This is a genomic window from Nocardia farcinica (assembly GCF_001182745.1).
Lineage (GTDB): Bacteria > Actinomycetota > Actinomycetes > Mycobacteriales > Mycobacteriaceae > Nocardia > Nocardia farcinica.
Window position 1 is genome coordinate 1,892,861 of the sequence record NZ_LN868939.1, and the last position, 15,374, is coordinate 1,908,234.

Below are 15,374 nucleotides of genomic sequence, written 5' to 3' on the forward strand. Positions count from 1 at the left end.
GTCCCGACCTCGCCCGTCGAGCGGCCGAGCCGGCGCCCGACGACTGCTATGGTTTCGATGTTTTCGTACGCCTCCCGGTGGGTCCCGGGCTGGGCGGGAATTGGAGCAGACATGCTGGCCAGCGGTGAGGTTTTCGCCGGCTATGTCATCGAGCGGCAACTCGGCCGCGGTGGCATGGGTTCGGTGTACCTGGCGAAACATCCGCGGCTGCCGCGGATGACGGCACTGAAGCTGTTGAACCGGGAGATGTTCAACGACAAGGAGGTGCGGGCGCGATTCGAACGGGAGGCGGATCTGGTCGCCCGGCTCGACCACCCCAACATCGTCACCGTCTACGACCGCGGTCTCGAGGACGAGCAGCTGTGGATCTCCATGCAGTACATCGACGGTGTGGACGCCGCCTCGGTCGACCCGCAGACGCTGCCGCCCGCCCGCGCGGTGCAGATCGTCAAGGAGACCGCCGACGCGCTGGATTACGCGCACAGCATGGGTGTGCTGCACCGTGACGTGAAACCGGCCAACATCCTGCTCGCCCGCTCCACCGGCGGCCGCGGTGAACGGGTCTATCTCACCGACTTCGGCATCGCCCGGCTGCGGGACGACACCGGCCACCTCACCCAGACCGGCACCTTCACCGCCACGCTCGCCTACGCCTCGCCCGAACAGCTCACCGGCGCGAGCCTGGATCACCGCAGCGACCAGTACTCGCTGGCGTGCTCGCTGTTCTGGCTGTTCACCGGCAGCGGACCGTTCGCGGCCACCAATCCGGCGCAGGTGATCCAGGGCCATCTCCAGGCGCCGCCGCCCGCGCTGAGCAGCGCGCGACCGGGCCTGCCGTACGCCCTGGACGGCGTGCTGGCCAAGGCGATGGCCAAGCGTCCGGAGGACCGCTTCGATTCCTGCTCGGAGTTCGCCGCCGCCGCGCTGGCCGCGCTGAGCGGGCAGAGTTCGCCGTCGATGCCGCTGGCGGGCGGGCGGCCGGTGACCGGCCCGCCCATCCCGGTCTCCTCCGGCCCGCACCAGGTCGCCGGTCCGATGACGGGCGCTCCGATGACCGCCGGTCCGATGACCGGCGCGCCGTATCCGGTGAACCACGGCCAGCCGACCAGCGGCCAGCACCCGATGACCGGCGGCCACGGCACCTCCGCCATGCCCCGGCACGGTGCCCCCCAGTACACCCCGCCGGGCTCCTACGGGTTCGCCGGCGCCACCGCGGCCGGGCGTCCCCCGGGCAAGTCCAACACCGGCCTGATCGTGGCGCTCGCGATCGGCGTGGTCGTGCTGATCCTGGTGACCCTCGGCATCATCGGCGCGCTCGCCGGTGACGACACCAGCGCCTCCGACACCGGTACCAGCGTCACCACCACCGTGCGTCCGGTCGCCGCCGACGCCGCCGCGATCAGCAACGAGTTCCCGCGGATGGTGCCCGCCGAGGCCGACGGCGACACCGGCTACAACGGCGCCACCTGCGGCGCGTACTCCCCGGACCGGCCGTCGGTGCCGACCGAGGGCACGCCGGATTTCGGTGCCTGGGCCTATCAGTGGGACTGCTTCGGCGGCGGCAACAACGAGGACCCGTTCTTCACGATCTATGTCTACAAGTCCGCGGCCGACGCGCAGGCGGCGCTGAACAACCTGCCCGCCGACGCGCAGAAGTCCACCGACACCAACGGCGGCAAGACCTACACGAACTACAAGTTCGACGACAACGGCCCGAAGATGGTCACCGTCTTCACCGGGGAGCCCGACCGCGCGCAGTTCCTGATGTACACCGACGGCATCGTCGGCACCATCGACGAGGTGCTGCGCTGGTGGCGGTCGGCCCCGCTGAACTGACCGATGCTCGAGCAGGGATCGGTCTTCGCCGGGTACACCATCGAGCGGCTGCTCGGCCGCGGTGGCATGGGATCGGTGTACCTGGCGCGCCACCCGCGCCTGCCCCGGTGGACGGCGTTGAAGCTGTTGAACCGGGAGTTGTTCCACGACACCGAGATCCGGGCGAGGTTCGAGCGGGAGGCCGATCTGGTCGCCCAGCTCGATCACCCGAACATCGTCACCGTGTTCGATCGCGGGGTCGAGGACGAGCAGCTGTGGATCTCCATGCGCTACATCGACGGCACCGACGCGGCCGCGCTGGACGTGGCGACGCTGCCGCCGTGGCGCGCGGTGCAGATCGTCGGGGAGACCGCCAAGGCGCTGGACTTCGCGCACGCCCGCGGGGTGCTGCACCGGGATGTGAAACCCGCGAACATCCTGCTCGAACGGGCCGAACCCGGGGTGGGGGAGCGGGTGTATCTCACCGATTTCGGCATCGCCCGGTTGCGCGACGACACCGGCCACCTCACCCGGACCGGCACCTTCACCGCCACCCTGGCCTTCGCTTCGCCCGAACAGCTCTCCGGCGCGCCGCTCGACCACCGCAGCGACCAGTACTCGCTGGCCTGCACCCTGTTCCGCCTGTTGACCGGCACCGTCCCGTTCGCCGCCGACAACCCGGTCGCCGTCATCGGCGGGCACCTGCACCGGCCGCCGCCCGCCGCCGCCGAACTCCGCCCCGGCCTGCCCGCCGCCATCGACGCGGTGCTGGCGCGCGCTCTCGCCAAGGACCCCCGGGACCGCTTCGCCACCTGCCTGGAGTTCGTCGACGCCGCCTGGCGCGCCCTGCTCCCGGGTCGGCCGCAGCCGGCCACCCCGCCCGCCGCGACGCCGCTCGCCCAGCCGAGCGCCGCGGTCTTCCGGGGCGGGCCGCACGGACCGGCGCCGTCGGACGTCCCACCGGTCGTCTATGTTCCGCCCGGGTCGGGGCGCTCCCGCGCGCCCGTCGCCGCGCTGCTGGGGATCGCGGTCGTGGCGCTGGTGCTCGTGGCCGCCGTGGTCGTCGCCATCGACCGTGGTTCCGATTCCGGTGTGCCGCAGGCGCGCCAGACCACCGCGCCCGTGCTGCCGAGCACCGCGATGCCCGGTCCGACCCCGGGCAAGGACGACGAGGACGACGAGCCCCACGCCGCGGATCTGGCCGCGGTGACCAAGGCGTTCCCGGGCATGACGCCCGAGGTGGACAAGCGCGCCCTCATGCACGTCGGTCCCGGCCACAACGGCACCACGTGTTTCTCCCGCGGCGCCGGGGCCTCGAACGCGATGGACTCCACCGCACCGGATTTCGGCGCCTTCCGCGCCTACTGGTACTGCTTCGGCGGCAGCGACGGCAACAAGGCCAACTACGAGCTGTTCGTCTACGACGACGCCGAGGCCGCGGCGGCGGTCCTGGCGACGCTACCCGCGCACACCAGGTCCACCGCCCGGCACGGCGACAAGGCCGTCTACACCAACTATCTGCTCGACGATTCCCCGTCGAGCCTGCGCCCGCGCATGGTCACCCAGTTCACCGGCGACGACAAGCGCGCGCGCTTTCTGCTCTACAGCGTCGGATTCATCGCCACCAGGGAGGAATTCCTGGCCTGGTGGCATGCCGCACCGTTGAGCTGACCGGCTACAACACCCCTTCGACGGCCGCGACGAGCGCCGGGTCCTGCGGTTCGGTGCGCGGCCGGAACCGGCCCGCCACCTTGCCGTCGCGGTCGATGAGGAACTTCTCGAAGTTCCACTGGATGTCGCCCGCGGTGCCCTCGGCGTCGGCGACCTGGGTCAGCTCCGCGTACAGCGGGTGTCGGTTCTCGCCGTTGACCTCGGTCTTCTCCAGCAGCGGGAAGTCCACGCCGTAGGTGGTCGAGCAGAACTGCTCGATCTCCTCGGCCGTGCCCGGCTCCTGGCCCATGAACTGGTTGCACGGCACGCCGACCACGCTGAAACCGCGCTCGCCGTAGCTGCGGTGCAGCTCGACCAGGCCGGAATACTGCGGTGTCAGACCGCATTTCGAGGCGACGTTGACCAGCAGCACCGCCTTGTCGCCGACCAGCTCGGCCAGGGTGGTGTCCGCGCCGGAGAGGGTACGCAGCGGGATGTCGCGAATGCTCATTTCGGCCACGGTACCGGATCAGCGCAGCCGGGTGCGGCGCATGAGCCGCAGGCTGGTCAGCGTGGAGGCGATCTGTTTCGGGTAGGGCAGCTGCGCCCGCGCGGTCATCACCTGGCTCTTCAGTACACCGACGTTGACGGTGTCGGTGTACTTCAGCAGGCCCTGGTCGCCGTGGCGGGCGCCGATGCCGGACTGTTTGACCCCGCCCGAGGGCGTGGCCTTGGCCGCGTAGCTGGTGACGAAGCCGTCGTTGACGTTGATGTTGCCCGCGGCCAGCCGCTCGGCGATGCGCAGCGCCCTGGCCCGGTCGCGGCTCCACACGCTGGCGTTGAGTCCGTAGTCGGTGTCGTTGGCCGCCGCGACGGCCTCCTGCTCGGTCGAGAACCGGTAGACGCTGACGACCGGCCCGAAGGTCTCGCTGCGCGCGATCGCCATGTCCGGCGTGACGCCGGTGAGCACGGTCGGTTCGTAGAAGGCCGGGCCGAGGTCGGGGCGGGCCCGTCCGCCGGTGTGCACGGTGGCGCCCTGGGCGCGGGCCTCGTCCACGTGCGCGGCGACCCTGGCCAGGTGCTCCGGGGAGACCAGCGAACCGAATTCCGGTGTGTAGTCGTAGCGCGCGCCCGCCTTGGCGCCCAACTCCGCGGCGGCCTCGGTGAAGCGGCGCAGGAATTCGTCGTGCAGCCGCTCGTGCACGTAGATCCGTTCGATGTGCATGCAGGCCTGGCCGGAGTTGGCGAACACCGCGAACAGCGCGCTGGGCAGCACCGCGTCCAGATCGGCGTCGTCGAGTACCAGCATCGGGTTCTTGCCGCCGAGTTCCAGGCTGCACCCGATGAGGTTGCGGCCTGCGCGCTCGCCGACCACCCTGCCGGTGGCGGTGGACCCGGTGAACATGACGAAATCGCTGTGGTCGATCAGGTCGCCGCCGATGTCGGGACCCTCGCCGCACACCACCTGGAACAACCCCTCCGGCAGCCCGGCTCGGTGCAGCAGCTCGACGCCGAACAGCGCGCACAGTGCGGTCTTGTTGTCGGGTTTGAGCACGATCCCGTTGCCCGCCACCAGCGCGGCGACGGCGTCGGAGAGCGCGAGGGCGAACGGGAAGTTCCACGGCGAGATCACCCCGACCACGCCCTTGGGCCGGTGCTCTTCGATCGAGGTGCTCAGCAGCGGCATCGGCCCGCCGTGCCTGCGCGGTTTCAGCACCCGGCGCGCGGTCCTGAGGTAGTGGCTGATCACCATCGGCACGTCGCAGGATTCCTCGAACGCCATGCGGCGGGTCTTGCCGCAACCGATCTGGATGAGGTCGGCGATGGTCTCGCGTTCGGTGAGGATGAGTTCGTGTGCGCGGGCGAACACCGCGAGGCGCCGGCGCAGCGGGGTGGCGGCCCAGTCCCGTTGCGCGGCGCGGGCGGTGGCGAAGGCGGCGGCGACGTCGGCGGGCCGCGACTGCGGCAGCTCGCCGACCCGCGCGCCGGTGTAGACCTCGATCAGCGGGAACGGTGCACGGGCGTCGGCGCCGTCGCCCGCGCACACACGCGCGGTGAGGCGGGTGAGCAGTGCGGGGGTGATCCGCGGCGGCAGCGTGGCGGTGGACTCGGTGGTGGTCATCGGCTCTCTCCGGAGGTGGGGTGCTCGCAAGCTGGTCACCGGCCGTTCGGTCGTCGTCGTGCGCGCCCGTCCGGTGACCGGGACGGCGGCGTATGGCAACCGATTTCACCGCGATCATCGCACAGCTGTCCTGCGCGGAAGGCGGCAATAGTGAAACATGTTCTTGCGACGGCGTAACCACCTGGACTATATTCCGTACACCTGTCCAGACAGCAACGGAGCGACCATGAGCGGACTTCTGCCCACCGACGGCACGCGCCTGTTCATCGACGGCAAACTCCTGCCCGGCGGTGCGGGCGAGTTCGCGACGGTGAACCCCGCGACCGAGGAGGCGATCGGTACCGCGGCCAACGGCTCGGGCGCGGACATGGACGCCGCCATCGAGGCGGCCAGGACCGCGTTCGACCGGACCAGCTGGTCGCGCGATCACGCGTTCCGGGTGCGCTGCCTCGAGCAGTTGCGCACCGCACTGCAGCAGCGGGTCGAACAGGTGCGTGCGGTCACCGTGGCGGAGGCGGGGGCGCCGGTGATGCTCACCAGCGGACCCCAGTTGGAGGGGCCGGTCGCCGACCTGGCCTTTCCCACCGGCCTGGCCGCCTCCTACGCGTGGGAGACCGACCTCGGCACCGCCAGCCCGATGGGCATCCCGACCCACCGTCGGGTGCGGCGCGAGGCGGTCGGCGTGGTCGGGGCGATCACGCCGTGGAACTTCCCGCACCAGATCACCTTCGCCAAGCTGGGCCCGGCGCTGGCCGCGGGCAACACCGTGGTGCTCAAACCCGCGCCCGATACCCCCTGGTGCGCGGGCGTGCTCGGCCCGATCATCGCCGAGGAGACCGACATCCCGCCCGGCGTGGTCAACATCGTCACCTCCGCCGATCATCAGCTGGGCAGCCAGCTGTGCGCGGACCCGCGGGTCGACATGGTCAGCTTCACCGGTTCCACCGCCACCGGTCGCACGGTCATGGCCACGGCGGCCGCCACCGTCAAGAAGACCTTCCTCGAGCTGGGCGGCAAGTCGGCGTTCATCGTGCTCGACGACGCCGACCTGGCGGCGGCGGTCTCGATGGCGGCGTTCTCGGTGTGCGTGCACGCGGGCCAGGGCTGTGCGCTGAGCACCAGACTGCTGGTGCCGCGCGCCCGCTACGACGAGGCGGTGCAGCTGGCCGCCGCCACGATGGGCGGCATCCGGCCCGGTGACCCCGCGGACCCTCGCACCGTGTGCGGCCCGCTGATCTCCGCGCGCCAACGCGACCGGGTGCTGCACTACATCGACATCGCCCGCGCCGAGGGCGGCCGGATCGTGGTCGGCGGCGGCAGGCCCGCCGAGCGCGAGCGCGGCTACTACGTCGAACCCACCCTGATCGCCGGACTGGACAACACCGCCACCGTGGCGCGCGAGGAGATCTTCGGGCCGGTGCTGGTGGTGATCGGCTACGAGGGCGACGACGAGGCCGTCGCCATCGCCAACGACTCGCCCTACGGCCTGTCCGGTTCCATCTACGGCACCGATCCCGCGCGGATCACCGCCGTGGCCGAGCGGGTCCGCACCGGCACGCTCGGCGTCAACGGCGGCATCTGGTACAGCGCCGACGTGCCGTTCGGCGGCTACAAGCAGTCCGGCATCGGCCGCGAGATGGGCACCGTGGGCTTCGAGGAATACCTGGAGACCAAGCTGATCGCCACCGCGGTCTGAACCCTTCCCACCCAACGACTTCCGAGGAGCCCACCATGGGGCGTTTCACCGACCGAACCGCCGTCGTCACCGGCGCCGCCCAGGGGATCGGCGCGGCCTATGCCGCCGCGCTCGCCGCCGAGGGCGCCGACGTGGTCGTGGCCGACCGCAACATCGACGCGGGCAAGACCGTCGCCGCCGAGATCACCGCCTCCGGCGGCAGCGCGGTGTTCTGCGAGGTCGACGTCGCCGATCCCGATTCCGCCACCGCGCTGGCCGAGACCACGATGCAGCGCTTCGGCCGTATCGACCACCTGGTCAACAACGCCGCCATCTACGGCGACATGAAGCTGGACCTGCTCATCACCGTGCCCTGGGACTACTACAAGAAGTTCATGTCGGTGAACATGGACGGCGCACTCAACGTGACCCGGGCGGTGTACCCGCACATGCAGCGGTCGGGCGGCTCGATCGTGAATCAGTCCTCCACCGCGGCCTGGGTCTACTCCGGGTTCTACGGTGTGGCCAAGGCGGGCCTCAACAGCCTCACCCAGCAACTCGCGGTCGAACTCGGCGGCAGCAACATCCGCGTCAACGCCATCGCGCCCGGGCCCATCGACACCGACGCCACCAAGACCGTCACCCCGGGCAGCATCGTGGCCGACATGGTGAAGCGGCTGCCGCTCAAGCGGATGGGCACGCCGCAGGACCTCGTCGGGGCCTGCCTCTACCTGCTCTCCGACGAGGCGTCGTGGGTGACCGGGCAGATCTTCAACATCGACGGCGGACAGATCATCCGGTCATGAGCGACATCCGGGTCGGATTCATCGGATTGGGCAACATGGGCGCCCCCATGGCGCAGCGGCTGCTGGCCTGGCCGGGCGGGCTCACCGTCTGCGACACGCGCGCCGAGGCGGTGGCGCCGTTCACCGACGCCGGCGCCGAGGCGGTGGATTCGGCGGCCGCGGTGGCCGAGCGTGCCGAGATCGTCTCGGTCGCGGTGCTCGACGACGCCCAGGTACGCGCGGTCGTCACCGGTCCGGACGGGGTGCTGAGCACGGCGCGGCCCGGCACGGTGATCGCCGTGCATGCCACGATCGCCGACAGCACCGCCGAGGACCTGGCGGCCGTGTGCGCCGAGCGCGCGGTGGCCTTGGTCGACGCGCCGGTCAGCGGCGGGGCGCCGGGGGCGAACAGCGGCAGGCTCGCGGTGATGGTCGGTGGCACCGAGACGGCGTTCGAGCGGGTCCGCGAGCCGTTCGGCTGCTTCGCCGACCTGGTCGTGCACGCCGGACCGGTGGGTGCGGGCACGCGGATGAAGCTGGCGCGCAACCTGCTGCACTTCGTCGCCTTCACCGCCGCCACCGAGGCGCAGCGGCTGGCCGAAGCGGCCGGACTCGACATCACCGCGCTCGGCAAGGTGGTACGGCACTCCGACGCGGTGACCGGCGGGCCGGGCGCGATCATGTTGCGCGAGCGCACCGGGCCGATCGCGGACGGCGATTTCTGGTCGCCGATTCTGGCCCACGTGCGGGACCTGGGGGAGAAAGATCTGGGATTGGCGCTGGGACTCGGCGAGCGGCTGGGATTGGACCTGCCGCTGGCCCGGCTCGCCCTGCGCGACCTGGGCGCGGGACTCGGCGTCGGCCCCGGCGCCGTCATGGAAAGGCGGACACCGTGAGCGACAACGACGTCGACGAACTGAGCGCGCGCGATCGCCGGCTGCTGCTGCTCGGCGCCTTCACCCAGCTCGACCGCATCGACGACGCCGCCGAGCAGATGCGCGCCGCGCTCGAGGCGGGCGAACTCACCGAAGCGCAGCTGCACGAGATCGCGATCTTCCTGTGCCACTACACCGGCTGGCCGCGCGGCACCAAGCTCGACATGCGCATCGGCGGCGTGGTCGCGCGCTGGCGCAAGGCCGCGACCGCGGCGCAGAGCTGACCGATTCACGACGACCCCGAGGAAGCAACCATGCCCGATGCCAAGTCCATTCGTCCGCTGCGTGCCGCCGAGGTCACCGAGTGGGGCGCCACCGCCGACGTCGTGATCGCCGGATACGGCATCGCGGGAGTGTGCGCCGCCATCGAGGCCGCGCGCGCCGGGGCGAGCGTGCTGATCCTCGAGCGGACCGGCGGCTGGGGTGGTGCGGCCGCGATGGCGGGCGGCTTCGTCTATCTCGGCGGCGGCACCCCGTTGCAGCAGGAGCTCGGCTTCGAGGACACCCCGGAGAACATGGAGAAGTTCCTGGTGGCCGCCCTCGGTCCCGGGGTGGACAAGGCCAAGATCGCCGACTACTGCCGCGGTTCGGTGGAACACTACAACTGGCTGGTGTCGTGCGGGGTGCCGTTCAAGGCCGAGTTCTGGGGCGAGCCGGGCTGGGAGCCGCCGCACGACGAGGGGCTGATGTATTCCGGCGGTGAGAACGCCGCGCCGTTCAACACCCTCGTGCCGCCCGCGCCGCGTGGGCATGTGCCGCAGTACTCCGACAAGCGGATCGGCCAGCGCGGCGGCGGATACATGCTGATGAAGCCCTTGGCCGACACCGCGGAATCGCTCGGCGTGCAGGTGCGCTACGACACCAGGATCCGCCGGCTGATCGTCGACGACGGCCGGGTCGTCGGCATCGCCGCCACGCAGTTCGGCTCCGAGATCTTCGTGCGCGCCGAGCGCGGGGTCGTGCTGGCGACCGGCAGCTTCGCCTACGCCGACGCGATGGTCGAGGGGTTCGCGCCGCGGCTGATCGGGCGCCCGGCCGCCGCCATCGAGGAACACGACGGTATCGGCATCCGCATCGCCCAGGCGCTCGGCGCCGACCTCGCCCACATGGACGCCACCGAGGTCGCCTTCTTCGCCGACCCGCAGCTGCTGGCCCGCGGCATCCTCGTCAACGGCCGCGGCCAGCGCTACATCCCCGAGGACACCTACCCGGGCCGGATCGGCCAGGCCACCCTGATCCAACAGGACAACCAGGCCTTCCTGGTGATCGACGAGCAGTCCTACGAGGAAGCGCTGGGCACCGTCACCGCGACGCCGTTCTTCCGGCAGCCGCCGACCTGGGCCGCCGAATCGGTCGAGGAGCTGGAGGCGGAGATGGGCCTGCCCGCGGGCGCGCTGCAAGCCACCGTCGACACCTACAACCGGCACGCCGCCGACGGCGCCGACCCGTTGCTCGGCAAGAAGCCGCAGTGGGTGCGTCCGTTGCGCGGTCCGCTCGCCGGCTTCGACATGCGCAACTTCACCGCGGGCTTCACCCTCGGCGGCCTGCGCACCGACCTGGACTCGCGGGTCCTGCACGTGTCCGGCGAGCCGATCCCCGGTCTGTTCGCCGCGGGTCGCTGCACCTCCGGTCTGGCCGCGGGTGGCTACGTCAGCGGTGCTTCCCTGGGCGACGGCAGCTTCTACGGCCGCCGAGCGGGTGTCGCCGCCGCCAAGAATTGATCACCGCCTGATACTGTCTGGACACATGTCCGAAGGAGAATCCAGGGCGGTCGAGGCGACCAGGCGGCGGCTCAGCGGCAAGCAGGCCGATACCGTCGACAAGCTGACCAGGGCGGCGGTGGAGGTGCTGTCCCGCGAGGGATTCGCGGGGATGACGATCCGGCTGGTCGCCGCGGCGGCCGGGGTGGGCACCGCGACCGCCTACACCTATTTCTCCTCCAAGGAACATCTGGTCGCGGAGATCTTCTGGCGCAGGCTGGTGGCCTCGCCCTCCCCGGCCAGCGACTCCGACGACCCGGTGGCGCGGGTGATCGCCGAGTTGCGCAACATCGCCCTGCTCGTCGCCGACGAACAGGAACTCTCGGGGGCGGTCACCAGCGCCCTGCTCGGCCGCGATCCCGACGTCGCCCACCTGCGCGACCGGATCGGCGCCGAGATCCGCAAACGCATCCTGCGCGCCCTCGGCCCCGATCCGGACCCCGACGTCGTCGAATCCCTCGAACTGCTCTACGCGGGCGCCCTCGTCCGCGCGGGGATGGGCTACGGCTCCTACTCCCAGATCGCCGACCGCATCGAGAAATCGGCGCTGATGATCCTGCGGTAGGTCCGGCCGACACGGCCGGCGACCGATCACGCGGACTCCCGCCGGCGGGGGAGCCCGGCCGGGTGCCGCAGCATCAGCAGGCCGATGGCGGCGACGGCGATGCCGCGCGGGGATTCCCAGACGAAGCCGGTGAGATGCTGCACCGCGGGCATGGGCAGGAAGAAGGCGACCATGCCGATCAGGGTCAGCACCGCGATCCAGCGGGGCACCGTGTGGTTGCGCAGCATGCTCACGCCCAACAGCGCCATGCCGAGCAGCATGACCAGGCCGCCGCCCTGGTTGAAGACGAGAAACGCGGTGGTGTCGACCATGTTGTCGTTGTCGGCGATCAGGTGCGCGGTGGCGGGGTCTTCGGCCAGCGGGTGCGCGACGAACAGTTCGATCGCCAGGTGCCCCGCGGCCGTGGTGACATTGCCGAGCAGGTACAGCACGATGCCGACGAACCCGGCGGTGCCGAGGCGCGGCCGCATCCACGCGTACATGCCGGGCAGGCCGAGGATCAGGCCCACCGTGCCGAGCGCGAGCAGGCTCTGCGCGATCGGGGTGCCGGGGCTGGTGAGCGCTTCGACCGAATGGCCCTTGCCGTCGACGATGGGGTGCAGGGTGCCGCCGGCGATGCACAGGACACCGCCGATGGCCAGCGCCGCACCGCACAGGCGCAGTACAGTCTCGCGAGAGGGGCCGGCGGCGACGGTCGGGGCGGCGGCCGGGGTTGGCAGGAGTGCTCGAGTGTGTGTCATGAGGTCAGCGTCGACGAGGGCGCTGGTGTGACGCTGGTGCGCGACGGGTCCGGCGACCGACCCACCATCGCGGTGCTCGGACCGCTCGAGGTACGCGGTCCGGACGGCACCCCGATACCCGTGCCCGCGCGCAAGCACGCCGACCTGCTGGTGATCCTCGCCGCCGAACGCACCACCCGCAGCGCCGACCACCTGTGCGAACTCCTCTGGCGCGGTCACCCGCCCGCCAGCGCGCTGGTCACCCTCCAGGGCTATGTCGCGCGACTGCGCCGCGCGCTGCGGCCGCTGCCGGACGTGCGGATCGAGACCGGCCCGAACGGCTACGTGTTGCGCTGCGACGGTTCCGGTACCGACCTCGACCTGCTCGACGTGCTGACCAGGGACGCCAGGGCCGCCCACGCCGACGGCGACGTCGCGCGCACCGTCGCGCTGCTGGAGCGGGCGTTGGCGCTGTGGCGCGGTGAACCGCTGACCGACGTCGCCGACATCGCCGAGTTGGCCCCCGAGCGGGCCCGGCTCACGCAGCTGCGCGCGGAACTGGTGGAACTGTGCGCCGAAGGGCTGATGGTGCTGGGCCGGGAGCGGCACGCGGTCACGGTGCTCACCGACGAGCATCGGCGCCATCCGTACCGCGAAGGGCTGGGCAGGCTGCTGGCCCTGGCGCTGCGCGGCTGTGGCCGGACCGCCGAGGCGCTGGAGGTGCTGGTCGGATTGCGCGGTCGGTTGCGGGAGGATCTCGGCCTCGACCCCGAACCCGCCACGGTGCGCGTCGAGGAGCAACTGCGCCGCGCGCCCGCGCCCGCCGCGACCGCCGCCGGGCCCTCTCTGCTCGTCGGCCGCGCCGAGGCGGTGGCCCTGCTCGACCGCGCCGACGAGCGCGCCCGGCACGGGCTGACCGTCGTGACCGTGCACGGCCCGGCGGGCATCGGAAAGACCGCCCTGGTCGAGGATGCGCTGCGCAGGCACGGCCACCGCGCCTTCGTCACCGCGGGGGTGCGCGGTGCGCCCGCGGTCCCGGTGCTGACGCCGTGGCTCGATCAGGCGGCGCTCGCCGGGCACGCGGTCCCCGACGCGCCGACCGCCCGCGACCTGGCCGCTCTGTTCGCCGAGGTGGTGCGCGAGGCCGGCCGCGCGGTCGCGGTCGTCGACGATCTGCAGTGGGCCGACGCCGATTCGCTCCGGCTGATCGCGGCGGCCATGCGGACCCTGCGCGCCCACCCCGTCCTGCTGCTGCTCACCCTGCGCCCCGGGCCCTACCCCGACGAGGTCGAGACGGCGCTGCGAGTGCTGCGGTCGGCCGGAACCCATGTCACCGTCGAGCTCGGCCCGCTTCCGGACGCGGCCGTCGCCGATCTCGTCACCGCGGCCATCGGGTCCACCGACCCCGCCGCCCGGGACCGGATCGTGGCGCTCAGCGCGGGCAGTCCCTTCGTCGCCGCCCAGCTCGGCGACCTGGTCCGGGCCGGCCGGCCGCTCGACGCCGCGGCCGCCGCCGAGATCGCCGCCGCCAAACTGCGCACCGTCTCGCCCGAGGCCCGCGCACTGGCCGAACTGCTCGCCGTCCTCGGCCCGGACACCCCGCTCGGTCTGCTCGCCGCTGCCGGAAAAGACTCGGACAGCGGCCTTTTCGACGCACACCTGGCCGAGCTCGTCGCCGCCCGCATCGCGGTGGTCCGCGACGCCCACGTCACCTTCGGCCACGACCTGTTGCGCGCCGCCGTGCTCGCCGCCCTCGGCGACCGGCGCCGGGCCGACCTGCACGGGCGCGCCGCCGATGTCCTGGCCGAGTTGCGCCCGGAGGCGTTGTCGGCCCGGGCGCTGCACCGCAGCGCCGCCGCCCTCGGCGGACGCGACCCGGCCGCCGCCCGCGCCTGCCTCGACGCGGCCCGCGACGCCCTGCGCCGCGACTCCCCGGGCGAATGCGTCGATCTCGCCGAACGCGGCGCCCGGCACGCCGACCCCGCCGACGTGGCCCTGGCCATCGACCTGGACCTGCTGCGAGGCCGGGCGCACCACCGGCTCGGCCACTACGACGCGGCCGCCGCCTGTTTCGACCGCGCAGGCCGCCACTGCGCCGACCGCGCGGACTGGCCCGCGCTGGCCCGCACCGCGCTGCTGGCCGCGCCGCACGGTGTCGGCGGGTACTTCTCCGGATACGGTGTGGTGCAGGCCGGTTCGTCGTCGCTGCGTGCGCAGGTGCTGGCGCACCGGCACGACCTCGACACCGATGTCGTCGCGCAGGTGCAGGCGATCGAGGCCGCCGATCGCGCGATCCACGGCAGCGACGGTGATCTCGACGCGCTCGCCGAGGCGCGGGCCCGCAGTGCGCCGGGCAGCAGGTCGTGGCCGCAGGTGCTGCTCGCGGAATTCCTCTGCCTGTGGGGCCCGGCCACGGTGGCCGACCGGCGCAAGATCGCCGAGGAGCTCGAGGAACTGGCCGGGCACGACCGGATGGCCCGCGCCACCGCCCTGCATCTGCGGCGGGTGTGCGCGCTGGAATCCGGTGACCTGCGGCAGGTGCGCCGGCTCTCGGCCGAGTTCGCCCGGCTCGCCGACGGCGGCGGCACCGACCTGGCCGCCACCCAGCTGTGGTGGCAGGTGATGCTGGCCGTCCTGCGCGGCGACTACGCCGAATCCCGTACGCTGATGGCCCGTTTCGCCGCCGATCTCGGCGCGGTGGACGAGCGCGCCCGGCTGCTGGCGGAGGCGTCCATGCTGACCAGCAGCTCGATCGAGCTGTGGCACCGCGGCAGGTTCGCCGAGGTGCTGGCCGATGCCGACCGCATGGCCGAGGATTTCGACGAGGATTTCGCTCTGGTGGTCGCGCTGGCCGCCGCCGAGGCCGGCGACCACCGCCGGGCGCTGGCGGCGGTCGAATCGATCCTGGCGTTGCCGGGCAGGCTGCACGGCCCGCGCGTGGCCGTGCGGGTGCCGCTGTTGACCGAGGCGCTGCTCGCGGTCGGGCAGCGCGCGCCGGACGAGCGCGCCCGGGTGGCCGGGTTCGCCGCCGCGCTCGAACCACTGACCCGCGGCTGGTCCGACACCCTGCTGGTGCAGTGGCCCGGCCTGGTCTGTCTCGGCCCGTCGGGCCTCTACCGCGGCACCGTGCGCGCCCTGCTCGGGCTGCCCGGCGCCGCCGACGAAGTGCGTGCCGCCGAGCAGCGGGCCAGGACGTCGGGCGCGCGGCCGTATGCGGCTCGCGCGGCCGATCGGCTGGCCCGCTGGCCGTTCGCCTGAGCGGAGGTCGGCGCCGGGCGGCCGCGCCCCCGCCGCCCGGCGTACCCGCGCCGGGCACGGTTCCGGGAATTCCCCGATGGCGCGGCGCGG

General features: G+C 72.3%; 11 protein-coding genes and 1 pseudogene. 9 read left to right on the forward strand and 3 right to left on the reverse strand.

The genetic code is table 11. The features are described 5' to 3' along the window. Positions 1 to 111 precede the first annotated feature (111 nt). Together AMO33_RS25540 and AMO33_RS25545 are read left to right on the forward strand one after the other, a co-directional pair. Positions 112 to 1,836, forward strand: a complete 1,725-nt coding sequence (locus AMO33_RS25540; protein WP_060594552.1) for a serine/threonine-protein kinase — start codon at positions 112 to 114, stop codon at positions 1,834 to 1,836. A 3-nt stretch (positions 1,837 to 1,839) separates the two neighbouring features. Continuing rightward, a complete protein-coding gene (locus tag AMO33_RS25545; protein WP_060594553.1) occupies positions 1,840 to 3,486 on the forward strand; it encodes a serine/threonine-protein kinase in 1,647 nt (548 codons plus the stop codon). Positions 3,487 to 3,490: 4 nt separating this feature from the next. On the opposite strand, the gene AMO33_RS25550 is transcribed toward AMO33_RS25545, so the two are convergent. Both AMO33_RS25550 and AMO33_RS25555 read right to left on the reverse strand, forming a co-directional pair. Beyond that, positions 3,491 to 3,976, reverse strand: coding sequence for a glutathione peroxidase (locus AMO33_RS25550; protein ID WP_060594554.1), 486 nt, complete (start codon positions 3,974 to 3,976; stop codon positions 3,491 to 3,493). A gap of 18 nt (positions 3,977 to 3,994) precedes the next feature. Continuing rightward, a complete protein-coding gene (locus tag AMO33_RS25555) occupies positions 3,995 to 5,587 on the reverse strand; it encodes a succinic semialdehyde dehydrogenase (RefSeq protein ID WP_060594555.1) in 1,593 nt (530 codons plus the stop codon). Between the two features lie 226 nt (positions 5,588 to 5,813). Here AMO33_RS25555 and AMO33_RS25560 point away from each other — a divergent pair, with 226 nt between their 5' ends. The 6 genes and pseudogenes from AMO33_RS25560 (at position 5,814) to AMO33_RS25585 (ending at position 11,307) form a co-directional block, all read left to right on the forward strand. Then, a complete protein-coding gene (locus AMO33_RS25560) occupies positions 5,814 to 7,283 on the forward strand; it encodes an aldehyde dehydrogenase (protein ID WP_060594556.1) in 1,470 nt (489 codons plus the stop codon). 35 nt (positions 7,284 to 7,318) lie between these two features. Beyond that, positions 7,319 to 8,068: an SDR family oxidoreductase gene (locus AMO33_RS25565; RefSeq protein WP_011211197.1), complete on the forward strand. Its 750-nt coding sequence runs from the start codon at positions 7,319 to 7,321 to the stop codon at positions 8,066 to 8,068. Further along, entirely contained in the window at positions 8,065 to 8,943 is an 879-nt protein-coding gene (locus AMO33_RS25570; protein WP_060594557.1) for an NAD(P)-dependent oxidoreductase, read from the forward strand. Before AMO33_RS25565 ends, AMO33_RS25570 begins: the two co-directional genes overlap by 4 nt. Positions 8,944 to 8,963: 20 nt before the next feature. Beyond that, a pseudogene (locus tag AMO33_RS25575) lies at positions 8,964 to 9,206 on the forward strand (carboxymuconolactone decarboxylase family protein); the annotation flags it as partial. Between the two features lie 30 nt (positions 9,207 to 9,236). Continuing rightward, complete coding sequence (locus tag AMO33_RS25580) at positions 9,237 to 10,703, forward strand: FAD-dependent oxidoreductase (protein WP_060594558.1); 1,467 nt, start codon at positions 9,237 to 9,239, stop codon at positions 10,701 to 10,703. Positions 10,704 to 10,728: 25 nt separating this feature from the next. Continuing rightward, positions 10,729 to 11,307 carry a TetR/AcrR family transcriptional regulator gene (locus AMO33_RS25585; RefSeq protein WP_011211193.1) on the forward strand — a complete coding sequence of 193 codons (579 nt, stop codon included), beginning with the start codon at positions 10,729 to 10,731 and terminating at the stop codon, positions 11,305 to 11,307. A 26-nt stretch (positions 11,308 to 11,333) separates the two neighbouring features. On the opposite strand, the gene AMO33_RS25590 is transcribed toward AMO33_RS25585, so the two are convergent. Further along, a complete protein-coding gene (locus AMO33_RS25590; protein WP_060594559.1) occupies positions 11,334 to 12,047 on the reverse strand; it encodes a hypothetical protein in 714 nt (237 codons plus the stop codon). Here AMO33_RS25590 and AMO33_RS25595 point away from each other — a divergent pair. After that, entirely contained in the window at positions 12,039 to 15,284 is a 3,246-nt protein-coding gene (locus tag AMO33_RS25595) for a BTAD domain-containing putative transcriptional regulator (protein ID WP_082668805.1), read from the forward strand. The two genes, AMO33_RS25590 and AMO33_RS25595, sit on opposite strands and share 9 nt — an antisense overlap. Positions 15,285 to 15,374: the final 90 nt, after the last annotated feature.

What these genes read in the sequence shown, in the direction of transcription:
- AMO33_RS25565 (WP_011211197.1), top strand. Translation starts at nt 7,319, where the DNA reads ATGGGGCGTTTCACCGACCGAACCGCCGTCGTCACCGGCGCCGCCCAG.
- AMO33_RS25545 (WP_060594553.1), top strand. Translation starts at nt 1,840, where the DNA reads ATGCTCGAGCAGGGATCGGTCTTCGCCGGGTACACCATCGAGCGGCTG.
- AMO33_RS25550 (WP_060594554.1), bottom strand. Translation starts at nt 3,976, where the DNA reads ATGAGCATTCGCGACATCCCGCTGCGTACCCTCTCCGGCGCGGACACC.
- AMO33_RS25590 (WP_060594559.1), bottom strand. Translation starts at nt 12,047, where the DNA reads ATGACACACACTCGAGCACTCCTGCCAACCCCGGCCGCCGCCCCGACC.
- AMO33_RS25560 (WP_060594556.1), top strand. Translation starts at nt 5,814, where the DNA reads ATGAGCGGACTTCTGCCCACCGACGGCACGCGCCTGTTCATCGACGGC.
- AMO33_RS25570 (WP_060594557.1), top strand. Translation starts at nt 8,065, where the DNA reads ATGAGCGACATCCGGGTCGGATTCATCGGATTGGGCAACATGGGCGCC.
- AMO33_RS25540 (WP_060594552.1), top strand. Translation starts at nt 112, where the DNA reads ATGCTGGCCAGCGGTGAGGTTTTCGCCGGCTATGTCATCGAGCGGCAA.
- AMO33_RS25580 (WP_060594558.1), top strand. Translation starts at nt 9,237, where the DNA reads ATGCCCGATGCCAAGTCCATTCGTCCGCTGCGTGCCGCCGAGGTCACC.
- AMO33_RS25555 (WP_060594555.1), bottom strand. Translation starts at nt 5,587, where the DNA reads ATGACCACCACCGAGTCCACCGCCACGCTGCCGCCGCGGATCACCCCC.
- AMO33_RS25585 (WP_011211193.1), top strand. Translation starts at nt 10,729, where the DNA reads ATGTCCGAAGGAGAATCCAGGGCGGTCGAGGCGACCAGGCGGCGGCTC.